This is a genomic window from Pseudomonas sp. ZY71 (assembly GCF_036542145.1).
GTDB lineage: Bacteria > Pseudomonadota > Gammaproteobacteria > Pseudomonadales > Pseudomonadaceae > Aquipseudomonas > Aquipseudomonas koreensis_A.
In genome coordinates, this window is sequence record NZ_CP144274.1 from 5516183 (window position 1) to 5538926 (window position 22744).

A 22744-nucleotide genomic window follows, 5' to 3' on the forward strand; every position below is an offset into this window, starting at 1 on the left:
TCTTAACCTCGAGCGTCTTCAACACTGGCGGCCAGAATGGCCAGAACCAGTTGCTGGAAATCCAGGCCGGCCGCACGCGCGGCCATCGGCACCAGACTGTGATCGGTCATGCCCGGAGCGGTGTTCACTTCCAGAAACCAGAACTGCCCGTCGGCGTCCTGCATCACGTCCGCCCTGCCCCAACCGGCAATACCCAGCGCCTCACAGGCCTTGGCCGTGAGATCCATGAGTTCCTTTTCCTTGGCGGCATCCAGCCCGCACGGAATGCGGTACTGGGTATCGTTGGCGATGTACTTGGCGTCGTAGTCGTAGAACGTGTGCGGTGTACCCAGGGCGATAGGAGGCAACACCTGGTCACGCAGGGTGGCGATGGTGAACTCCGGACCTTGAATCCATTGCTCAACCAAGACTTGCGAATCGTAGGTACTGGCCGCTTTCCATGCGTCGATCAACTCGGACGCAGAACTCACTTTGGCCATCCCGATACTTGAACCTTCATGCGCCGGTTTGACGATCAAAGGGAAGCCCAGTTCCGTCGCCGCGGAAATACAATCGGCTTCGCTGCACAGCACGGCGTGACGCGGCGTCGGAATCCCGAGGCTGTGCCAGACCTGCTTGGTACGCAGTTTGTCCATCGCCAATGCCGAGGCCAGAATGCCACTGCCGGTGTAGGGAATGCCCGCCACTTCGAGCAGGCCCTGCATGGAGCCGTCTTCACCGCCACGGCCGTGAAGAATGATGAAGGCGCGGTCGATCTTTTCGCTGAGCAGACGTTGCAGAATGTCGTCGCCAACGTCGATGCCGAACGCGTCCACGCCAGCACTTTGCAGCGCGTCGAGCACGGCGTTACCGGATTTCAGCGACACCTCACGCTCGGCACTCAAACCGCCAAAGAGCACGGCGACGCGGCCGAAGTCTTTCGGCGCGATGGTGGAGAACAGGTTGGCGTAGGCAGCAGTCATTTCAACTTCCCCTCGACCGACGCCGCCACGGCGCCAGCGAACAATTCACTTTTCAACAGCTTCGGCGCGAGACCGCCGATATCACCGGCGCCCTGGCACAACAGGATGTCGCCGGCACGCAACAGCGGCTTGACCAGCGGCGCCAGATCGACGCCACGCTCGATGTAGATCGGGTCGAGCTGACCGCGCTGGCGGATGCTGTTGCACAGCTTGCGGCTGTCGGCACCGGGGATCGGCTCTTCGCCGGCTGGATAGACTTCCATCAACAGCAACACGTTGGCGTCAGCCAGGACATTGACGAAATCGTCGTACAGGTCGCGGGTGCGGCTGTAACGGTGCGGCTGGTACACCATCACCAGACGGCGTTCCGGCCAGCCACCGCGCACGGCTTTGATAACCGCGGCGACTTCGGTCGGGTGGTGACCGTAGTCATCGACCAGCATCACGTTGCCGCCGTCCACCGGCAGTTCGCCGTAGACCTGGAAGCGTCGACCAACGCCCTGGAAACCCGACAGGCCCTGGACGATGGCTTCATCGCTGACGCCTTCGTCGGTGGCGATGCAAATGGTCGCCAGCGAGTTGAGGACGTTGTGGTTGCCGGGCATGTTCACCGACACGTCCAGCGGCTCACGATCCGGGCGCAGCACGGTGAAGAACGTTTGCATGCCTTGCTGGCGAATATTGATCGCGCGCACGTCAGCGTCTTCGCTGAAGCCGTAGGTCACGGTCGGACGTTTCACCAGTGGGAGGATTTCACGCACCACCGGATCGTCCAGGCACATCACCGCCAAACCGTAGAACGGCAGGTTGTGCAGGAACTCGACGAAGGTTTTCTTCAGTTTGTTGAAGTCACCGTCGTAGGTCGCCATGTGGTCGGCGTCGATGTTGGTGACCACGGCCACCAGCGGTTGCAGGTGCAGGAAGCTCGCATCGCTTTCATCGGCTTCGGCGATCAGGTAACGGCTGGTGCCGAGCTGGGCATTGGTGCCCGCGGCATTCAGACGACCACCAATCACGAACGTCGGGTCCAGACCACCGGCGGCGAACACCGAAGCGATCAGGCTGGTGGTGGTGGTTTTGCCGTGGGTACCGGCGACGGCGATGCCGTGGCGATAGCGCATCAGTTCGGCAAGCATTTCTGCGCGTGGCACCACCGGGATACGACGCTCAAGCGCAGTCGCGACTTCCGGGTTGGAGGTGTTCACAGCGCTCGACACCACCAGCACATCGGCGGTCGCGGCGTTCTCGGCACGGTGGCCGATGAAGATGTGCGCGCCGAACGATTCCAGGCGCTCGGTCACCGGCGAGGCTTTCAGGTCGGAACCGGACACTTCATAGCCCAGGTTCAACAACACTTCGGCAATGCCGCACATGCCCACGCCGCCGATGCCGACGAAGTGGATGCGACGGATGCGGCGCATTTCCGGTTGCGGCATGGCTTTCTGATTCTCAACCATGGGCCACCTCCAGACAGGTATCGACCACACTACGGGTGGCATCGGGTTTCGCCAGACGGCGGGCCGCTTGGGCCATATCTTCGAGTCGTTGCGGTTGCATCAAGACCTCTGTCAGGCGCGCGGCAAGGTCCGCGGCACCAGTCGTTCTTTGCGGCATCAGGAAGGCAGCGCCTTCGCGGGCCAAATAATCGGCGTTGCGGGTCTGGTGATCGTCGATCGCGTGGGGCAAAGGCACCAGCATCGAGGGCAGACCGGCGGCAGCCAGCTCACTGATGGTCAACGCGCCTGCGCGGCACACCACCAGGTCAGCCCAGCCATAGGCCTGGGCCATGTCTTTGATGAACGGCTGCACCTGCGCATCGACGCCGGCGGCGCGGTAGCGCTCTGCAGTCACTTCATCGTGGTTTTTGCCGGCCTGATGAAACACTTCCGGGCGCAAATCGGCAGCGACTTGGGCCAGAGCTTCAGGCAGCAACTTGTTCAACGGTTCTGCGCCAAGGCTTCCGCCGAGGATCAGCAAACGCGCTTTGCGACCGGTCAGGGCTGGTCGCGATGTGTCGAGGAACAGCTCGCTGCGCACCGGATTTCCGGTGGTACGGCGGGTGTCCGACAGAGTAAAGGTGTCGGGGAACGCTTCACACACTCGGGCGGCGAACGGCACCAGCAACCGATTGGCGGTGCCGGCCACAGCGTTCTGCTCGTGAACGATCACCGGCACACCAGCCAGTTTCGCGGCAAGACCACCGGGGCCAGTCACATAACCACCGAAGCCGACCACACACACTGGCTTCAAGCGACGAATGATCGCCCGCGCCTGCCACACCGATTTCAGCAGCATGAACGGCGCCTTGAGCAGCGACAGCTTGCCCTTGCCGCGCAGGCCGGTGGCGTTAATGCGGTGCAGTTCCAGCCCTGCGGCCGGCACCAGTTCGTTCTCGATCCCGCGTGGCGTGCCGAGCCAGTGCACGGTGTAACCGCGCGCCTGAAACTCGCGGGCACAAGCCAGCGCCGGGAACACGTGGCCGCCGGTACCGCCGGCCATGATCAATACGTTAGCGCCCATGATTCGGCTCCTCGGCGAAGTCGCTCTCATGGAATTCCATTTCTTCACTGCCCAGGTGAGTTCGACTCTCCCACTCGATCCTCAGCAATAAGCCGAGACAGGCACAGCAGATCACCAACGAACTGCCGCCGTAACTGAGGAACGGCAAGGTCAGACCTTTGGTTGGCAGCAGGCCGACGTTCACACCGATGTTGATCAGGAACTGACCAATCCACAGGAACGATAAACCGTACGCAACATAAGCGGCGAAGAACTGTTTGGCTTTCTCCGCCCACAGGCCGATGTACATGCCGCGAATACACACGAACACGAACAGTGCGACGGTGCACAGCGAACCGACCGCGCCGAGTTCTTCAGCCAATACCGAGAACACGAAGTCGGTGTGAGCTTCCGGCAGGTAGAACTGCTTCTGCACGCTGTTGCCCAGACCGACGCCCAGCCATTCGCCGCGACCGAAAGCGATCAATGCTTGCGATAACTGATAACCGGCGCCGAACTGGTCGGCCCACGGGTCGGCGAAGTTGGTCAGACGCGCCATACGATACGGCTGCATTTGAATCAGCAAGACCACGGCCCCGACCGCCAACACCACCATCAGCGAGAAGCGGAACAGCCCGACCCCGCCAAGGAATAGCATCGCCGCCGCAGCGCCCATCATCACCACGGTGGCACCGAAGTCCGGCTCCATCAGCAACAGACCGGCCATTGGCAGCAGCACGATGAATGGCTTGAAGAAGCCCATCCAGCTCTCGCGCACTTCTTTCTGACGGCGCACCAGATAACCGGCGAGGTAGATCACCACGAACACTTTGGCGATTTCCGACGGCTGCACGTTGAAGAAGCTGAAACCGATCCAGCGCATCGAACCGTTCACTTCGCGACCGATGCCGGGGATGATCACCATCACCAGCAAGCCGAACGCACCGATCAGCATCAGCCAGCCGAGACGTTGCCAGGTGGCGATCGGAATCATCATGGTGACGATGCACGCGCCCAAACCGAGCACCACATAAATAAGGTGGCGAATCATGTAATACAGCGGACTGCCCGACTGCGCCGCCGCGACTTCGGTGGAAGCCGAGGCGATCATGATCAAACCGAGACCGAGCAGCGCCAGGCAACCGGCGAGCATCGGGAAATCGAGGTCGATGCCGCGCCCGGTGATGATCGGCGACGGATACGGCTTGATGATATTGAACAGGCTCATGCCAGGTCCTCCACAGCGCGGACGAACTGGTGACCACGGTCTTCGTAATTCTTGAACATGTCGAAACTGGCGCAGGCCGGCGACAGCAGCACCACATCACCCGGCTGGGCGGCGGCGCGGCATTGTGCGACGGCGTCAACCAGCGAGGTTGCGCGAATCAGTGGCACGGCATCACCGATGGCCGCGCCGATCTTGTCGGAGTCGCGGCCCATCAGGATCACGGCGCGGCAGTTGGCCGCCACCGGATCACGCAGATCGTTGAATTCGGCGCCCTTGCCATCGCCACCGGCGATCAGGATGACCTTGCCGTCGATATCCGCGCCCAAGCCTTCGATGGCGGCCAGGGCGGCGCCGACGTTGGTGGCTTTGGAATCGTTGTAGTACGCCACGCCGTCGAGATCACGTACCCACTGGCAGCGATGTTCGAGACCGGCGAAAGTGCGCAGGGCCGAGAGCATGGCGTCGAACGGCAGACCCACGGCATGCCCCAGCGCCAATGCCGCGAGGGCGTTGGACTGGTTATGGGCGCCGCGAATCTTCAGCTCACGCACCGGCATCAGGTTCTGGAATTCGAAGGCCAGGTATTTCTCGCCGTCTTCTTCGCGGATACCGAAGGCTTTGAAATCCGGTTTGGTCAGACCGAAGGTCCAGCACGGCTGGCCCTCGCCCATCAACGGACGGGTCAGCGCATCCTGACGGTTGACCACGAACTGCTTCGCGCCACGGAAAATCCGATGCTTGGCCAGGTGGTACGCCGGCAGACCGCTGTAGCGATCCATGTGGTCTTCGCTGATGTTCAGCACGGTGGCCACTTCAGCGTTGAGCTGGTCGGTGGTTTCCAGCTGAAAGCTCGACAACTCCATCACGTACAGCTCGACATCGTCGCTGAGCAGGTCCAGCGCCGGCGTGCCGAGGTTGCCGCCGACGGCTACGCGTTTGCCGGCCGCAGCCGCCATTTCGCCAACCAGGGTGGTGACGGTGCTCTTCGCGTTGGAACCGCTGATGGCCACGATCGGCGCCCGCGCGTTACGCGCGAACAGTTCGATGTCGCCGGACAGTTTCACGCCACGGGCCGCAGCGGCTTGCAGGGCCGGAGTCGCCAGCGCCAGGCCGGGGCTCACGTAGAGCTCGTCGGCACGGCAGAGGAATTCGACGTCCAGCTCGCCACAACGCACTTCCACGTGCGGATAGTCACGCTTGAGCGTGGCCAGTTCCGGTGGATTTTCCCGCGTATCGGCGACGGCAAACGACGTGCCCCGGTTCGCCAGGAAGCGAACCAGGGACATGCCGCTCTTGCCGAGGCCGACAACGATGCGGAAGTGGTCAGAAGCGATCAGAGACACTCGTTCTACCTCAGCTTCAGGGTGGCAAGGCCGATCAACACGAGAATCACGGTGATGATCCAGAAACGGACGATCACGCGCGGCTCGGGCCAGCCCTTGAGTTCAAAATGGTGGTGTATAGGTGCCATGCGGAACACACGGCGACCGGTCAGCTTAAAGGACGCAACCTGAATGACGACTGACAGGGTTTCCATCACGAACACGCCGCCCATGATGAACAGGACGATTTCCTGACGGACGATCACCGCGATGGTGCCCAGAGCCGCGCCGAGTGCCAGTGCACCGACGTCGCCCATGAACACTTGCGCCGGATAGGTGTTGAACCAGAGGAAGCCGAGGCCGGCACCGATCAGCGCGCCGCAGAACACGATCAGTTCGCCCGCGCCCGGCACATAAGGAATCAACAGGTATTCAGCGAATTTCACGTTACCCGACAGGTAGCAGAAGATGCCGAGGCCACCGCCGACCATCACGGTCGGCATGATCGCCAGGCCATCAAGGCCATCAGTCAGGTTGACCGCGTTGCTCGAACCGACGATCACAAAGTAAGTCAGCACGATGAAACCGAGGCCCAGCGGAATGCTGTAGTCCTTGAGCATAGGCAGGATCAGCGTGGTTTCCACCGGCGTGGAAGCGGTCATATAAAGGAAGATCGCCGCGCCGAGGCCGAACACCGACTGCCAGAAATACTTCCAGCGGCTCGGCAGACCACGGGAGTTCTTCTCGATGACTTTGCGGTAATCGTCGACCCAACCGATGGCGCCGAACAGCAGGGTCACCAACAGAACAGTCCAGACGTAGCGGTTGCTCAGGTCAGCCCACAGCAGAGTGCTGACGCCGATCGAAGACAGAATCAGTGCGCCGCCCATGGTCGGGGTGCCCGACTTGGACAGGTGCGATTGCGGGCCGTCGTTACGCACGGATTGACCGATCTGACGGTTCTGCAGGGTACGGATCATCCACGGGCCATAGCACAGCGACAAAACCAGCGCGGTCAGCACACCGAGAATCCCGCGCAGGGTCAGGTACTGAAAGACCGCGAAGCCTTTGTAGAACTGTTGCAGATACTCCGCTAGCAGCAGCAGCATTAATGTTTCTCCAGACTGGACCCGCACAGAGCCGCAACGATGTTTTCCATCGCTGCACTGCGCGAACCCTTGATCAAAATGGTGGTGTTTGTGTCCTGCTCGGCGTCGAGGGCCTGAATCAGTTCGGCTTGCGTGCCGAAGTGATGCGCCTGTTCACCGAAAGCGTTTACGGCGTGAACCATGTTTGGCCCAACGGCATAAAGCGCGGAAACCTTGCCCCGGGCGTACTCGCCCACGTCGCGGTGCCCCTGCTCCGCCCAATCGCCCAACTCGCCGATATCTCCGAGCACCAGGACGGTGCGGCCGGAAAAGCCGGCGAGTATATCAACGGCCGCACACATCGAGGTGGGGTTTGCGTTGTAAGTGTCATCAATCACGCGCATACCGTTTTTCGCCAGTTGCGCGACGGTGCGCCCCTTGACCGGTTGCACGGCGCCAAGCCCGGTGGCGATGCCGAACAGCGACACCCCCAAGGCGTGTGCGGCAGCGGCGGCGGCCATGGAATTGGCGACATTATGGGTGCCGAGCAGGTTCAGTTGAACGCGCTCGACACCTTCAGGTGTGTGCAGATTGAAGGCCGGGCAACCACGGGCATCGGTGCTCAGGTCGCTGGCGTAGAAGTCCGCCTGAGTGTTGCTCAGGGCGAAGGTCAGCACTTTGCGAGCGCCCGCACGGGTCTTCCAGATACCGAAGGCTTTGTCATCGAGGTTAAGCACGGCGATGCCATCGGCCGCCAGCCCGTCGATGATTTCGCCTTTGGCTTCGACGATTTTTTCCGGGCCGCCGAACTCACCAACGTGCGCGGTGCCGGCATTGTTCAGGATCGCTACGTGCGGTTTGGTCAACCCGACTGTGTAGGCGATTTCACCCAGGCGCGAGGCGCCCAGTTCGATCACCGCCGAAGTGTGCTCCGGAGCCAGTTCGAGCAGGGTCAGCGGTGCGCCGAGGTCGTTGTTCAGGTTGCCACGGGTCGCCAGTACCGGACCGCGCGTGCGCAGGATGCTCGCGAGCATTTCCTTGACTGTGGTCTTGCCGCTGGAACCGGTGATCGCGGCGACTGGCTGAGTGAACGCGGCACGGTTCAGCGCGCCCAATTGGCCGAGGGCCTGACGGGTGTCTTTGACCAGCAGTTGCGGCAGCGTGCTGTCGGCGACTTCACGCTCGACCAGCGCGGCAACGGCGCCTTTGCCAGCGACATCATTCAGATAGTCATGACCATCGAAACGCGGGCCGGTCAACGCAATAAACAGTTGGCCGGGCTGGATCGCGCGGCTGTCGATACTGACGCCGTCGAAACTGGCATCACCCGCGATCAAACGTGCGTCGAGGGCGTTGGTCAGTTCGCTGAGCTTCAGGGCCTTAAGCATGGGCCACCTCCCAAGCGGTCAGGGCGTGATCGGCCTCGACCAGATCGGAGAAAGCGTGGCGCTCGCCGTTGATTTCCTGATAGTCCTCGTGACCTTTACCGGCCAGAACAATCACGTCATCGGCGGACGCGCCGGCAATCAGTTGCGCGATCGCCTGACCACGGCCGGCGACGAAGGTGACTTTATCCACAGCCGTGAAACCGGCGCGGATGTCATCGAAAATCACTGCAGGATCTTCGGTGCGCGGGTTGTCGTCGGTGACCAGCACTTGGTCGGCCAGACGCTCGACCACTTCGGCCATCAACGGACGTTTGCCGCGATCACGGTCACCGCCGCAGCCGAACAGGCACAGCAGCTGACCTTTGACGTGCGGGCGCAGCGCGGTCAGGACTTTTTCCAGAGCGTCCGGGGTGTGGGCGTAATCGACCACCACCAACGGCTGTGTGCCACCACCGAGACGCTGCATGCGCCCGGCCGGGCCTTCGAGTTTCGGCAGTACTTTGAGAATTTCGTCGAGCGCGTAATCCAGACCAAGCAAGGCACCGACGGCTGCCAGTACGTTGCTCAGGTTGAAACGACCGAGCAAGGTGCTGCGCAGATGATGTTCGCCCTGCGGCGTGACCAGCGTGGCGCGCACGCCATGGTCGTCGAACTGCGCTTCACGGCAGAACAGGTAGGCGCTGCTGTCGAGCAGGCTGTAGGTAATCAAGCGCGATTCACGTTTTTCAGCGGCCAGTTGCCGGCCGAAATCGTCGTCGAGGTTGACCACGCGGCACTTCAGATCATTCCAGGCGAACAGCTTGGCCTTGGCCTCGGCGTACGCCTGCATGGTGCCGTGATAATCCAGGTGATCGCGGGACAGGTTGGTCATCACCGCCACGTCGAACGCCAGCGCCGTGACGCGGCCCTGATCCAGACCGTGGGACGAGACTTCCATGGCCACGGCTTTGGCGCCGGCCTTTTTCAGGTCGCCCAGAGTCGCTTGCACGGCGATCGGGTTCGGCGTGGTGTGCAGACCGCTTTGCAGGGCGCCATAGAAGCCGGAACCGAGGGTGCCGACGATGCCGCAATGCTGGCCGAGCAGATCCAGCGCCTGCGCAACCAATTGGGTCACGCTGGTCTTGCCGTTGGTGCCGGTCACGCCAATCAGATTCAGGTGATGACTTGGCTCACCGTAGAAACGCCCGGCGATGTCCGAAAGCTGTGCCGCCAGGCCTTTGACCGGAATCAGCGGCACGTCGGTGATCGGCAGCACGGTGGCGCCTTCCACTTCATAAGCTACCGCCGCAGCACCGCGCTGCAGTGCATCGGCAATGTGCGCACGGCCATCGAATTTGCCGCCAGGCACGGCGAGGAACAGATCGCCCGCGCGTACGTTACGGCTGTCCAGCGCCAATTCACGGATCAACAGATCGTGGCCGGCGTGGGGGAATATCTTGTTCAGACTTAATGACATCAGCCGCGCCCTCCATTGGCTTTCAGCGGTATGACCGGGGTGGCGTTGGCTTGTTGCGTCGTCGGCAGGTTGTCCGGCGTAACGTTCATCAGACGCAGGGTGCCGGACATCACGCGGCTGAACACCGGCGCGGAAACCAGACCACCGAAGTAACCGGCCTTGGACGGTTCATCGATCACCACAACAATCGCGTAACGCGGATCGCTCATCGGGCCGAAACCGGCGAACAGCGAGCGATAAGAGTTTTCCGCGTAGCCCTTGGTGCCCACCGAAGTCTTACGCGCGGTACCCGACTTGCCCGCCACGTGATACGCCGGCACCTGCGCACGGAACACGCCGCGCGGCGCTTCGATCACCTGAGTGAGCATGCCTTGCAGGGTTTTCGCCACGGCTTCCGGCAGCACTTGCGTGGTCTGCGGCGGCTTGTCGGTTTTGATCAGGGTCAGCGGTGCGAGACGACCGTTGTTGGCCAGCGCCGAGAACGCGTGGACGAGTTGAATCGCAGTCACGGAAATACCGTAGCCGTAAGAAAGCGTTGCGGTTTCAGCCTTGCGCCAATCGCGGTAGTTCGGCAGGTTGCCGACACGTTCGCCCGGGAAGCCAAGGCCGGTGTCTTGGCCGAGGCCGACTTTCTGTGCGAGGCGGAAAATCGTTTCGCCGCCGATATCGAACGCGACCTTACTCATGCCGACGTTACTGGAATTGATCAGGATACCGGTCAGGTCGAGCACCGGACCTTCGCTCTTGGAGACGTCCTTGATCGTGTACTTGCCGATCTGCAGGGAGCCCGGATACACCTCGACGGTGTCACTCGGTTTCCAGCGGCCGGTTTCGATGGCAGCGGCCATCGAGATGGCTTTCATGGTCGAACCCGGTTCGAACACGTCGATCATCGCGCGGTTACGCATCATCGCCGGTTGCAGGTTGCGACGGTTGTTCGGGTTGTAGGTCGGCTGGTTGACCATGGCCAGAATCTCGCCGGTCTTGACGTCCATGATCACCAGACTGCCGGCCTTGGCGCCGTTCTCGATGATCGCGTTGCGCAGCTCGCGGTTGGCCAGATATTGCAGACGCAGGTCAATGGACAACGCCAAGGGCTTGCCGGCCTTGGCGTTTTTGGTGACCTGGACATCCTTGATCAGCCGTCCGCGCCGATCCTTGATGACCTGTCGTTTGCCCGGCACCCCGGCGAGCCATTCGTCATAAGCCAGCTCGACACCTTCGCGACCGTGGTCGTCGATGTCGGTAAACCCGACCATGTGTGCGGTGACTTCACCGGCCGGATAAAACCGGCGGAATTCTTCGATGCCATAAACGCCCGGCACTTTCAGATCGAGCACAGACTGGCCCTGCTCGGGGGTCAACCCGCGCACCAGATAAATGAATTCTTTGTTGGCCTGAGCTTCGAGGCGTTCGGTCAGGGCTTTCGGATCCTGACCCAGCGCGGCGGCGAGTGCCGGCCACTTCTCTTTCGCCGTTTGCATTTCCTTGGCGTTGGCCCACAGCGTGGTCACCGGGGTACTCACGGCCAAAGGCTCGCCGTTACGGTCGGTGATCAGACCACGGTGAGCCGGAATCGGAATGTGACGCAGGCTGCGCGCATCGCCCTGACCTTTGAGGAAGTCACGGTCAACCACTTGCAGGTCGATGATGCGCCAGCAGATCGCCGCGACCATCACGCCGAGTAGCGCCACCATCAGGCGGAAACGCCATGGGAACAGTGCGCCTTCGAGTTTCATCATGGCGCCACCATCTTCACGTCAGCCGCGCCAGGGATGTGCATTTTCAGTTGTTCGGTGGCCAGCACTTCGATGCGGCTGTGCGCGGTCCAGGTGCTTTGCTCAAGAATCAGGCGGCCCCACTCGGCCTGCGCCTTGTCGCGCACGCTGAGTTCGTTATAAAGGGTGTTGAGCAACTGCCGGTTCCAGTGCGCGCTGTACGACACGGCGATGGCCGAGACGAGCACGCCGATGAACAGCAGCAGCATCAGAAAGCTGCCGCCGGGCAGTGGCTTGGCGAAAAGCTTGCTCACCGCAGCTTCTCCGCGACGCGCATGACGGCGCTACGGGAACGTGGGTTGGCTTTGAGTTCGGCGTCGGAGGCCGTCTGCGCTTTGCCATGGACTTTGATTTTCGGTTCGAACGCGACGTGGCGAACCGGCAGGTTGCGCGGCAGGTTGTCGGCTTCGCCTTTCACCAGCTTGCGCATGAACAGTTTGACAATGCGGTCTTCCAGCGAGTGGAAGCTGATCACCACCAGACGACCGCCGATTTCCAGAGCGTCCAGCGCGGCTTCGAGGCCGGCTTCCAGATCACCCAATTCGTTGTTGACGTGAATGCGCAAACCCTGGAATGCACGGGTGGCCGGGTTCTTGCCCTTTTCCCATGCCGGGTTGGCGACTTTCAATACTTCGGCCAGATCGGCAGTGCGCTCGAACGGCTTGATATCACGACGCTCGGCGACGGCGCGAGCCATACGCCCGGAGAAACGTTCTTCGCCGTATTCCTTGAACACCCGGGCGATTTCCTCAGCCGGCGCGGTGTTGACGAATTCGGCAGCGCTGATGCCGCGGGACGGATCCATGCGCATGTCCAGCGGGCCATCGTTGAGGAAACTGAAGCCGCGCTCAGCGTCGTCGAGCTGCGGCGAAGACACGCCCAGATCGAGCAGAATACCGCTGACCTTGCCGCTCAGACCTTGTTCAGCGACGACGGAACCGAGCTCGGCAAAGCTGCGCTGCACAACGACAAAGCGGCCGTCTTCGGCCGCTAGCGTTTGCCCGGTGGCAATCGCTTGTGGATCTTTGTCGAATCCGATGAGCCGACCGTCCGTGCCGAGCTGGCTGAGGATCAACCGGCTGTGTCCGCCGCGCCCGAACGTTCCGTCCAGATAGCAGCCATCAGGACGTACGGCGAGAGCCTCGACGGCTTCGTCAAGCAGTACGGTGATGTGGTTAAAGCCGCTATCAATAGTCACAGGATCAAATCACGCAGTTCATCAGGCATCGCGCCCGGTTGTTGAATGGCAGCAAGGTCAGCGGCAGATACCGCGTTCCATGCATCCTCGTCCCACAATTGGAACTTGTTCAGTTGGCCCACCAGCATCGCGCGCTTATCGAGCTTGGCGTATTCGCGCAAACGCGGTGGAACCAGAAAACGGCCACTGCCATCGAGCTCGAGGTCGACGGCGTTGCCGATCAATAAACGCTGCAAGCGGCGGTTCTCTTCGCGAAGCGAAGGGAGTGCGCGCAACTTGGTTTCAATAATTTCCCACTCGTCGAGCGGATAGACACACAGACACGGATCAACGGCATCAATGGTCACGATCAATTGGCCGGAACTGCGCGAATCGAGCTCGTCACGGTACCGGCTCGGCATAGCGAGACGGCCCTTTGCGTCGAGACTGATAGCGTTAGCTCCGCGAAACACGTCTGCGTTTCTCCAATTTTTATCGTTTTGAGCTCAAAAAACCCACTTCATGCCACTTTCCGCCACTTGCGCACACTATAGGAATGCGCCCACCACACCGTCAAGGCGCGGATTAAAGGAAAACCCTTACAGAACGGAGATTTAGGAGCATAAAAGGAGGAGTAACGACAATCTGGCGGAGAGTTTCGACCCATAACTTGATGCAGCACTGATAGCTGCGCTCGAAAGTTAAAGTGATTTGTTAAGAGTAAGATTTTTTCGGTATTACGAAAGCGCTTCTGCTGTTGATTGAAGCAAGGTGGGAAATGGCTATTACTGCGTGTGCCGCTGCCGAACTTTCAGAACAGGCCTGCTGATATTACACAGCCCTGTTGCCAATGATTCAAGCAGGGAAAGAAAAAGGTGGAGAGTCGATCTGTAAGCCGGGTTCTGTCTTGAACAGTCATTCGTCTACGATGGCCATCACTGGACATCTTTAGCAACCTACCCGGTCCCAGCGCGGGCCACGCCTTGGGACCCTATTTGGTCTTGCTCCAAGTGGGGTTTACCTAGCCACGAACTGTTGCCAGACGTGCGGTGCGCTCTTACCGCACCTTTTCACCCTTACCGGCGCCGAAGCGCTTAGGCGGTTATTTTCTGTGGCACTTTCCGTAGGCTCACGCCTCCCAGGCATTACCTGGCACTTCGCCCTATGGAGCCCGGACTTTCCTCCCCCCCCTAATTTTCATAGAGGGCAGCGACTGTCCGATCGACTCTCCGCCGCGAAGGTTAACGGCAGAGCGCCCGAAGAACAAGCGCTAAAAGCCTCAAGACCGCTATGGGCGACGGCTTACACGCCTTTCTGTTTCTCCAGCGCAACCTGATACAGAACGTTTTTGCGCTCACCGGTGATCTGCGCGGCCAACGCGGCGGCACGCTTGAGCGGCATCTCTTCAAGCAACAGATCGAGAATGCGCATCGCCTCGCTGCTGACGGCGTCTTCAGACTCTGGCGCCGTCCATCCGGCCACCAACACGACACATTCACCGCGCTGCTGATTGCTGTCCGACTCGACGAACGCGCGTAGTTCGGACAGCGGCAAACCCTTAAGCGTCTCGAAAGTCTTGGTGATTTCACGGGCAAGCAATGCCTGACGCTCACCGCCGAACACTGCCTCCATATCCTGCAGGCATTCAAGAATGCGGTGTGGTGCTTCATAGAAGATCAATGTGCGCGGCTCTTCCTTGACGGCTTCCAGTCGCGCCTTGCGCCCGACCGATTTGGCCGGCAGAAAACCTTCAAAGATAAAGCGATCGGATGGCAGACCGGCCGCCGACAGCGCGGCGATAAGGGCACAAGCTCCCGGCACCGGCACCACATTGATCCCAGCCGCGCGAGCCTGGCGCACCAGGTGATAACCCGGATCGGAAATCAGCGGTGTCCCCGCATCGGAAATCAGCGCGACGTTATCGCCCGCCAGCAGACGGGTAATAAAGCGGCTACCTTCATCTCGTTCATTGTGTTCGTGACACGCAGCCAACGGCGTGCCGATCCCGAAGTGCTGCATCAGGCGCGCCGAGTGACGGGTGTCTTCGGCAGCGATCAAGGCGACTTCGCGGAGGATCTTCAGGGCCCGGGCGCTGATGTCGTCCAGGTTGCCGATGGGCGTCGCCACCACATAAAGCGAGCCAGCAGCGGAATTCAGGGAACCTGGAGCAGTCAAAGCGCACACCTCGTGATCGGTAAAAGCGGCCATTGTAGCGCGTCACGAGGCTTGCGATGCGTTCAAGCCGAGCCCGGTTTTGCACGCCGTTGTGCGCCGCCGCAACATTTACTCCAGCTAAATCGTCCGATTCACACCAGTAACATCGCGCCCCGGCCAGTGCTTGGGTACAATTCGACGCTAATTTGATCGAGTATCAGGAACACTTACATGATCGCTTGCCTGCGGCTGTTCACTGCCCTCTGCCTCGCTGCCCTGTTGGCGGCTTGCGCCAGCTCCCCTTCCTCCAGCCTTGGCGAACTTCCACGGACTCCGGATGCCAGCATCGAGCAACTGCTCGAACAGGCTACCCAGGCGAAAACCCCGGAAAAAGCCGCCCTGTTGCGCCTCAGCGCTGCAGATCTGGCTTATCGCCAAGGCAATGCCGGTCAGTCTGCGCAGATCCTGCAACAAGTGCCGATGGAGCAACTGAAGCCCGGCCAGCAGATTTTTGCCAGCACGCTGAATGCTGAACTGGCGATGACCCGCAATCAGCCGAAAGCTGCGTTGACTGCCCTGAGCCATCCAAGCCTGCAACATTTGGGCGAGATGCCTGAAGAGCAACAAGTGCGCACCGGCACCGTTCACGCCCGCGCCCTTGAGGCCGACGGTCAGACACTCGCAGCCGCTCGCGAGCGCGTGTTCATCGCACCGATGCTGCAAGGCGAAGCCGCGAGCAAGAACCACGAAGCGATCTGGACCCTGATCGGCTCGCTGCCAACTGATCAACTGCAGCCCAACACCACCGACGACCTCGGCGGCTGGATGGGTCTGGCACTGGCAGTGAAATCCGCCGGCACCCTGGAACAGCAGCAAGCCGCGATCGACACATGGCGCGCACAGAATCCAAAGCACCCGGCCGCAATCAACCTGCCGCTGCCGCTGACCAAACTCAAGGAACTGGCCAGCCAGCCGCTGAGCAAAATCGCCCTGCTGCTGCCGCAAGATGGCCAACTGGCAGCGGTCGGTAAAGCACTGCGCGAAGGCTTCATGGCTGCGCACTACCAGGCCCAACAAGCCGGGCAGAAGCCGCCAGCCATCGAGTTCTATGACAGCTCCAAGCTGACCTCGATGGACGAGTTCTACCGCAAGGCTCAGGCTGATGGCGTGCAACTGGTCGTTGGCCCGTTGGAAAAACCCTTGGTCAAACAACTGAGCACCCGCCCGCAACTGCCGATCACCACCCTCGCGCTGAACTACAGCGAAGGTGATCAAGGCCCGGCGCAATTGTTCCAGTTCGGTCTGGCCGCTGAAGACGAAGCCCGCGAAGTCTCGCGTCGCGCCCGTGCCGACGGCCTGCATCGCGCCGCGATCATGGTGCCGAAAGGCGAATGGGGCGACCGTGTACTGCGCGCTTTCAGCCAGGACTGGCAGGCCAACGGTGGCAGCATCGTCGCAACCGAGCGTGTTGATCAGCCGGTGCAACTGGCCCAGCAGATCGCTGACATGTTCCAGCTGCGTCAGAGCGAGGCCCGCGCCAAGAGCCTGCAAAATGCCGCTGGCACTAACGTCGCCGCGCAGCCGTCGCGTCGTCAGGACATCGAGTTCATCTTCCTTGCCGCCACGCCGCAACAGGCGCAGCAGATCAAGCCAACCCTGAACTTCCAATACGCTGGTGACGTTCCGGTTTACGCGACCTCGCACGTTTACAGCGCCAGCGGCGACGTCAACCAGTACAACGACATGAACGGCATTCGCTTCTGCGAAACCCCATGGCTGCTGGACAACAGCGATCCACTGCGTCAGCAAGTGGTTGCGCAATGGCCGCAAGCCGCCGGCAGCCTCGGCCGCCTGTACGCGATGGGCGTGGATGCCTATCGTCTGGCACCACGTCTGGGTCAACTCAAAGCCCTGCCGGACAGCCGCATCGATGGTGAGTCGGGCAGCCTCGGCATGACCCAGACCCAACGCGTTGTACGTCAGTTGCCTTGGGCGCAGTTCGTCAGCGGCCAGGTACAGCGCCTGCCGGACACCCCGCGCTGATGCCCGACAGGTCACGCTCGCAAAGCGGCAAGGATGCCGAGCGCCAGGCGCTCGAGCATCTGCAACAACAAGGTCTGCGCCTGCTGGCGCAGAACTGGTTTTGTAAACGCGGCGAGCTTGATCTGGTCATGCTTGATGGCGATACAGTAGTATTCGTTGAAGTTCGTTACAGAAAAAACACTCAATGGGGTGGCGCGCTCGCTAGCATCGATGGGCGCAAGCAGCAGAAACTGATTTTCGCTGCGCAGTATTTTCTTCAGCGCGAGTCGCGTTGGGCCAATTCCCCTTGCCGCTTCGACGTGGTGGCCATCGACAGCCATCCGGATCAGCTGAACTGGTTGCAGAATGCTTTCGACAGTTGATCGCAGGCGTTGCGACCCGGACAATCCCACCGACAAATTTTGCTCTTTGCTTTGCGGGCTGCACATTCATGTGCCGGACAGCCGCGCTACTTAAGGTCACACAGATGGACATGCAATCCCGAATTCGCCAGCTTTTCCAGGCCAGTATCGACACCAAGCAACAGGCGATGGACGTACTTGCACCGCACATCGAGCAAGCCAGCCAGATCATGGTCAACGCCCTGCTCAACGAAGGCAAAATGCTTTCGTGCGGCAATGGCGGCTCGGCCGGCGATGCCCAGCACTTCTCCTCCGAGTTGCTCAACCGCTTCGAGCGCGAGCGCCCGAGCCTGCCGGCGATCGCCCTGACCACCGACACCTCGACGATCACCTCGATCGCCAACGACTACAGCTACAACGAAGTGTTCTCCAAACAGATCCGTGCGCTCGGTCAGCCAGGCGATGTCTTGCTGGCGATTTCGACCAGCGGCAACTCGGCGAACATTATTCAAGCGATCCAGGCCGCACATGATCGCGAAATGATTGTCGTAGCTATGACCGGACGCGATGGCGGCGGCATGGCGTCGCTGCTGTTGCCCGAGGACGTCGAGATTCGCGTACCGGCCAATGTCACTGCACGTATTCAAGAAGTCCACTTGCTGGCGATCCATTGCCTTTGCGATCTGATCGACAGCCAACTGTTCGGGAGTGAAGAATGACCCCTAATCGCCTTGGCCTTCTGGCCTTGACCCTGTGCCTCGGCATCAGCGGCTGCACCTCGGTGGTAAACGCCAGCCGTGAAGCGCCGATCGACGACGATCGTGGCACCCGCACCTTCGGCAGCAAGATCGACGACTCGTTGATTGAAACCAAAGTGGGCGTGAACGTGGCCAAAGCCGACCCGGCCCTGGATAACGATTCGCACATCGTCGTCACCAGCTTCAACGGCGTCGTACTGCTGGCCGGCCAAACCCCTCGCGCAGACTTGAAAGCCAAGGCTGAGCAGGCAGCAGCCGCCGTGCAACGGGTAAAAACCGTTCACAACGAACTGCAGGTCATACCACCGTCCGGCTTTCTGGCTCGCCAGAATGACACCTGGCTGACCTCCAAGATCAAGACCCAAATGCTCACCGACGCCAGCATTCCTGGCTCGCGCATCAAGGTCGTTACCGAGAACGGCATCGTCTACCTGCTGGGCCTGCTAACCAAACAGGAAGCCACTCAGGCGACCAATCTGGTGCAGGGTGTTTCCGGCGTGCAGAAAATCGTCAAGCTGTTCGAATACATCGACTGACAGCCGAAACGCGCACACAAAAAAGGCGATCCATCCGGATCGCCTTTTTTATTACTTCACCACTTTCAAACTAGGCCGGCCGCTAGGGCGCGGTGGCTCGCTGTCCGGTGGCGGCAAGTCGTCATCCGACTCGATCTCTTCTTCGTCATCCATCGGCGACTCGAGATCAAACACCATGCCCTGACCGTTCTCCCGGGCGTAAATACCCAGGATCGCGCTGATCGGCACGTACAAGCTGTGCGGGACACCACCGAAGCGACCCTCGAAGGTCACCACGTCGTTGTCCATGTGCAGATGACGCACCGCGCTTGGCGAGATGTTCAGGACAATCTGCCCGTCACTGGCGAAACCCTGCGGCACCTGCACCGCCGGGTATTCGGAATTGACCAGCATGTGCGGGGTGCAATCGTTATCAACAATCCACTCATAGAGCGCGCGGACCAGATAAGGTCGACTGGAGTTCATAGCGGCTCCTTAAGCCTTAGCGCATATCGCGTTCGACACCAGACAGACTCGCCTGGAAAGCCTCACGCGCAAACGAGCGCTCCATATAATCAAGCAGCGGCTTGGCTGGCCGCGGCAGTTCAATACCCAGAATCGGCAAACGCCAGAGTATTGGCAATAGGCAGCAATCCACCAGACTTTGTTCCTCACTGAGGAAAAACGGCTTGTCGGCAAACAGCGGCGACACACCCGTCAGGCTTTCGCGCAATTCCTTGCGCGCCACGACACGCGCAGCCTCCTTGGACTTGGGATCCAGAATCAGATCCACCAGACCACACCAGTCGCGCTGAATGCGATGAATCAGCAGCCGACTGTTGGCACGCGCCACCGGATAAACCGGCATCAACGGCGGGTGCGGGTAACGCTCATCCAGATATTCCATCACCACGGTCGACTCCCACAACGCCAGGTCACGATCGACCAGCGTCGGCAGACTGCCGTAAGGGTTTACCTCAATCAGTTTAGGCGGCTGACGACCAGCTTCCACATAAATGATCTCGGCGCTGACACCCTTCTCTGCAAGCACAATGCGCACTCGGTGGGAATAGTGGTCGGCGGGGTCGGAGTAACAGGCCAACCGATTGGTCACGCCCATGGCGATCCTCCTCGCTTGTTGAAATTATCGGAACCGGAAAAACGCGCGCGCCCAGAGGGCGCCTCCCGCAACCTCTGGCTGACCAGACGTTGCGCTATCGGAGGCGCCCTTGGGCGCGCGCGATTAACAGCAATGCTTGAAGCGTATCAGTGCACGTCTTTCCAGTATTCACGCTTGAGCAGGTAGGCGAACACAAAGAAGAACGCCAGGTACAGCAAGACATAAGTACCGATGCGCTGATGTTGCAGCTTAACCGGGTTAGCCGAGTAAGCCAGGAAGGTTACCAGATTCTTGACCTTCTCATCGAACTGCTCTTCGTTCAGAGCACCGGATTTCGGCACGATGGTCAGTTGATCGCACGCTTCATGGGTCAGAGGCGTACCGGTCAGCGGATCATATTGCTTCTTGCCGTCTTCGACGATCTGCACCTGCTTGCAACCCACGACCTGACGACCTTGCAGGCCGACCAGTACGTTAGGCATGCCGACGTTCGGGAAGACCTTGTTGTTCACACCCCATGGGCGTGCCGGATCTTCGTAGAACGACTTCAGGTAACCGTAGAGCCAGTCGGTGCCGCGTACGCGAGCGACCAGGGTCAGATCCGGTGGTGCCGCGCCGAACCAGGTCTTGGCGTCCGCCGGCTGCATGCCGATGTTCATGTGATCGCCAATCTTGGCGCCGGTGAACACCAGTTTCTCCAGCATCAGTTCGTGCGGCACACCGAGGTCATCGGCAACCCGCTCGTAACGCTGGAACTTGGCACTGTGGCAACCCATACAATAGTTGGCGAAGGTGCGCGCACCATCCTGCAGAGCAGCTTTATCGGAGACATCGATGTCGACTTTTTCCAGCTCCGGACCACCGTGTTCAGCGGCGAAAGACAGGACAGGCAACGCAGCAAAAATCAGAGCAAAAAATAACTTTTTCATCAGCCAGTCACCCTTTCCGGAACCGGTTTGGTCTTCTCGAGCCGGGTGTAGAACGGCATCAGAATGAAGTAGGCGAAGTACAGGAAGGTGCAGACCTGCGAGAGCAAGGTTCGCTCCGGCGTCGGCGCAAGTACACCGAGAATGCCGAGAATCACGAACGAAATGCAGAACACCAGCAGCCAGATTTTGCTCAGCCAGCCTTTATAGCGCATCGACTTGACCGGGCTGCGATCGAGCCATGGCAGCACAAACAGCACCGCAATCGCCGCCCCCATGGCGATCACGCCCATGAGCTTGTCCGGGATCGCACGCAAGATTGCGTAGAACGGTGTGAAGTACCAAACCGGCGCAATGTGCTCTGGTGTCTTGAACGGGTTAGCTTGCTCGAAGTTTGGTTTTTCGAGGAAGTAACCACCCATTTCCGGGAAGAAGAACACAATGAAGCAGAAGATAAACAGGAACACTACAACACCGACAATGTCCTTCACGGTGTAGTAAGGGTGGAAGGCAATGCCGTCCAGCGGGATGCCGTTTTCGTCCTTATGCTTCTTGATGTCGACGCCGTCAGGGTTGTTCGAACCGACTTCGTGCAACGCCAGAATGTGCAGCACCACCAGACCGAGAATCACGATCGGCAGCGCGACAACGTGCAAGGCGAAGAAGCGGTTCAGGGTGATTCCGGAGATCAGGTAGTCACCACGAATCCACTGCGTCAGGTCGTTGCCGATGACCGGAATCGCACCGAACAGCGAGATGATCACCTGGGCACCCCAGTAGGACATCTGGCCCCACGGCAGCAGATAACCCATGAAGGCTTCGGCCATCAGCGCCAGGTAAATCAGCATGCCGAAGACCCAGACCAGCTCGCGCGGCTTCTGGTAAGAACCGTAGAGCAAGCCACGGAACATGTGCAGATAAACCACGATGAAAAACGCCGAAGCGCCGGTCGAGTGCAGCAGACGCAGAATCGAGCCGTACTCGACGTCACGCATGATGTATTCAACGGAAGCGAAGGCTTCTTCCGCTGACGGGGTGTAGCTCATCGTCAACCAGACACCGGTAACGATCTGATTGACCAGAACCAGCAGCGCCAGGGAGCCGAAGAAATAGAAGAAGTTGAAGTTTTTTGGAGCGTAATACTTGCTGAGATGGTCTTCCCACATCTTGGTCGCAGGAAAGCGCGCATCAACCCAATCCATGAACTTGCTCATCACGCTTTCTCCGGATCAGTACCAATGATGATCAGATCATCGGTCTCATAGGAATGCGGCGGGACTGGCAGGTTCAAAGGCGCAGGTTGCGACTTGTAGACGCGACCAGCCAGATCGTAGTGGGAACCGTGGCAAGGGCAGAAATAGCCACCGACCCAGTCTTTACCGAGATCCGCAGGTGCCACTTCGGGACGGAAGGTTGGCGAGCAACCCAGGTGCGTGCAGATCCCGATCAGCAGCAGAATTTCCGGCTTGATCGAACGCGTTTCAGGGTCGACATAGGTGGGTTGCGTGGAGTTTTTGGAGTTCGGATCGGAGAGCTGGCCCTCGATCTTCTTGAGATTCCCCAGGATTTCCGTAGTACGGCGGACAATGAACACCGGCTGGCCGCGCCACTCAGCAATCATCTGCTGTCCTGGCTCGATTTTGCTGACATTCACTTTCACCGGTGCACCGGCGGCTTTCGCCTTGGCACTGGGAAACCATGACCCCACGAACGGGACCGCAGCCCCCACCGCTCCTGCAGCACCCACCACGGATGTGGCTGCTACCAAGAAGCGACGCCGGCCTGCATTCACGCCGTCATTGCTCATTCAGTCCTCTCCCATCAGCTTTTGTGGCCTGTTAAATCAGGCATCTACTAAATAAATCAATGTTACTTATAAAAATTTTGCCGAGATGGTAATGAAAAGCCCCCATTCTGACAAGGGAATTACCCGGAGCTCATACCCTCAAGCCTTGCAGTATAGGGGGTCTACGGAAGTGGCAAGTTGTC

General features: G+C 60.1%; 22 protein-coding genes and 1 other RNA gene. 4 read left to right on the plus strand and 19 right to left on the minus strand.

Annotated elements, in window-relative coordinates:
• Positions 1–2: 2 nt before the first annotated feature.
• The 14 genes from VY732_RS24390 to rsmI form a co-directional block, all read right to left on the minus strand.
• A complete protein-coding gene (locus tag VY732_RS24390) occupies positions 3–962 on the minus strand; it encodes a D-alanine--D-alanine ligase (RefSeq protein WP_134177977.1) in 960 nt (319 codons plus the stop codon).
• Positions 959–2419, minus strand: coding sequence for a UDP-N-acetylmuramate--L-alanine ligase (gene murC / locus VY732_RS24395; protein WP_077574475.1), 1461 nt, complete (start codon positions 2417–2419; stop codon positions 959–961). The genes VY732_RS24390 and murC overlap by 4 nt, the downstream gene beginning before the upstream one ends.
• Entirely contained in the window at positions 2412–3482 is a 1071-nt protein-coding gene (gene murG / locus VY732_RS24400) for an undecaprenyldiphospho-muramoylpentapeptide beta-N-acetylglucosaminyltransferase (RefSeq protein ID WP_331692039.1), read from the minus strand. The genes murC and murG overlap by 8 nt, the downstream gene beginning before the upstream one ends.
• On the minus strand, positions 3472–4689 hold the full coding sequence (ftsW, locus tag VY732_RS24405; protein WP_016987575.1) for a putative lipid II flippase FtsW: 1218 nt from the start codon (positions 4687–4689) through the stop codon (positions 3472–3474). Before ftsW ends, murG begins: the two co-directional genes overlap by 11 nt.
• Entirely contained in the window at positions 4686–6032 is a 1347-nt protein-coding gene (gene murD, locus VY732_RS24410; protein WP_331692040.1) for a UDP-N-acetylmuramoyl-L-alanine--D-glutamate ligase, read from the minus strand. The genes ftsW and murD overlap by 4 nt, the downstream gene beginning before the upstream one ends.
• 5 nt (positions 6033–6037) lie before the next feature.
• Positions 6038–7120 carry a phospho-N-acetylmuramoyl-pentapeptide-transferase gene (mraY, locus tag VY732_RS24415; RefSeq protein WP_007917000.1) on the minus strand — a complete coding sequence of 361 codons (1083 nt, stop codon included), beginning with the start codon at positions 7118–7120 and terminating at the stop codon, positions 6038–6040.
• Positions 7120–8487: a UDP-N-acetylmuramoyl-tripeptide--D-alanyl-D-alanine ligase gene (locus VY732_RS24420; RefSeq protein WP_034156474.1), complete on the minus strand. Its 1368-nt coding sequence runs from the start codon at positions 8485–8487 to the stop codon at positions 7120–7122. The genes mraY and VY732_RS24420 overlap by 1 nt, the downstream gene beginning before the upstream one ends.
• A complete protein-coding gene (locus tag VY732_RS24425; RefSeq protein WP_077574478.1) occupies positions 8480–9943 on the minus strand; it encodes a UDP-N-acetylmuramoyl-L-alanyl-D-glutamate--2,6-diaminopimelate ligase in 1464 nt (487 codons plus the stop codon). Before VY732_RS24425 ends, VY732_RS24420 begins: the two co-directional genes overlap by 8 nt.
• Positions 9943–11682: a peptidoglycan D,D-transpeptidase FtsI family protein gene (locus tag VY732_RS24430; protein WP_174244529.1), complete on the minus strand. Its 1740-nt coding sequence runs from the start codon at positions 11680–11682 to the stop codon at positions 9943–9945. Before VY732_RS24430 ends, VY732_RS24425 begins: the two co-directional genes overlap by 1 nt.
• Positions 11682–11975, minus strand: a complete 294-nt coding sequence (gene ftsL / locus VY732_RS24435) for a cell division protein FtsL (protein WP_007917008.1) — start codon at positions 11973–11975, stop codon at positions 11682–11684. The genes VY732_RS24430 and ftsL overlap by 1 nt, the downstream gene beginning before the upstream one ends.
• Positions 11972–12919 carry a 16S rRNA (cytosine(1402)-N(4))-methyltransferase RsmH gene (gene rsmH / locus VY732_RS24440; RefSeq protein ID WP_008082779.1) on the minus strand — a complete coding sequence of 316 codons (948 nt, stop codon included), beginning with the start codon at positions 12917–12919 and terminating at the stop codon, positions 11972–11974. Before rsmH ends, ftsL begins: the two co-directional genes overlap by 4 nt.
• Positions 12916–13371: a division/cell wall cluster transcriptional repressor MraZ gene (mraZ, locus tag VY732_RS24445; protein WP_007917012.1), complete on the minus strand. Its 456-nt coding sequence runs from the start codon at positions 13369–13371 to the stop codon at positions 12916–12918. The genes rsmH and mraZ overlap by 4 nt, the downstream gene beginning before the upstream one ends.
• A 402-nt stretch (positions 13372–13773) precedes the next feature.
• Positions 13774–14127: RNase P RNA component class A (gene rnpB, locus VY732_RS24450), an RNA gene on the minus strand.
• A gap of 73 nt (positions 14128–14200) precedes the next feature.
• A complete protein-coding gene (rsmI, locus tag VY732_RS24455; RefSeq protein ID WP_116031540.1) occupies positions 14201–15106 on the minus strand; it encodes a 16S rRNA (cytidine(1402)-2'-O)-methyltransferase in 906 nt (301 codons plus the stop codon).
• 177 nt (positions 15107–15283) lie between these two features.
• Between rsmI and VY732_RS24460 the strand changes: the two genes are divergently transcribed.
• The 4 genes from VY732_RS24460 (at position 15284) to VY732_RS24475 (ending at position 18730) form a co-directional block, all read left to right on the plus strand.
• Complete coding sequence (locus tag VY732_RS24460; protein WP_016985144.1) at positions 15284–17095, plus strand: penicillin-binding protein activator; 1812 nt, start codon at positions 15284–15286, stop codon at positions 17093–17095.
• Positions 17095–17457: a YraN family protein gene (locus VY732_RS24465; RefSeq protein WP_034156479.1), complete on the plus strand. Its 363-nt coding sequence runs from the start codon at positions 17095–17097 to the stop codon at positions 17455–17457. The genes VY732_RS24460 and VY732_RS24465 overlap by 1 nt, the downstream gene beginning before the upstream one ends.
• Before the next feature lie 104 nt (positions 17458–17561).
• Complete coding sequence (locus VY732_RS24470; protein WP_007917022.1) at positions 17562–18155, plus strand: phosphoheptose isomerase; 594 nt, start codon at positions 17562–17564, stop codon at positions 18153–18155.
• Positions 18152–18730, plus strand: a complete 579-nt coding sequence (locus VY732_RS24475; RefSeq protein WP_007917023.1) for a BON domain-containing protein — start codon at positions 18152–18154, stop codon at positions 18728–18730. Before VY732_RS24470 ends, VY732_RS24475 begins: the two co-directional genes overlap by 4 nt.
• A 51-nt stretch (positions 18731–18781) precedes the next feature.
• Here VY732_RS24475 and VY732_RS24480 read toward each other — a convergent pair whose 3' ends face one another.
• From VY732_RS24480 to petA, 5 genes are all read right to left on the minus strand, one after another.
• On the minus strand, positions 18782–19195 hold the full coding sequence (locus VY732_RS24480) for a ClpXP protease specificity-enhancing factor (RefSeq protein WP_007917024.1): 414 nt from the start codon (positions 19193–19195) through the stop codon (positions 18782–18784).
• 16 nt (positions 19196–19211) lie between these two features.
• Complete coding sequence (locus VY732_RS24485; RefSeq protein ID WP_007917025.1) at positions 19212–19829, minus strand: glutathione S-transferase N-terminal domain-containing protein; 618 nt, start codon at positions 19827–19829, stop codon at positions 19212–19214.
• 146 nt (positions 19830–19975) lie between these two features.
• Positions 19976–20758 (minus strand): cytochrome c1, encoded by a 783-nt coding sequence (locus VY732_RS24490; protein ID WP_038361065.1) that lies wholly within the window; start codon positions 20756–20758, stop codon positions 19976–19978.
• Positions 20758–21969 carry a cytochrome b gene (locus tag VY732_RS24495; protein WP_077574482.1) on the minus strand — a complete coding sequence of 404 codons (1212 nt, stop codon included), beginning with the start codon at positions 21967–21969 and terminating at the stop codon, positions 20758–20760. Before VY732_RS24495 ends, VY732_RS24490 begins: the two co-directional genes overlap by 1 nt.
• A complete protein-coding gene (gene petA / locus VY732_RS24500) occupies positions 21969–22562 on the minus strand; it encodes a ubiquinol-cytochrome c reductase iron-sulfur subunit (RefSeq protein WP_242206800.1) in 594 nt (197 codons plus the stop codon). The genes VY732_RS24495 and petA overlap by 1 nt, the downstream gene beginning before the upstream one ends.
• Positions 22563–22744 lie beyond the last annotated feature (182 nt).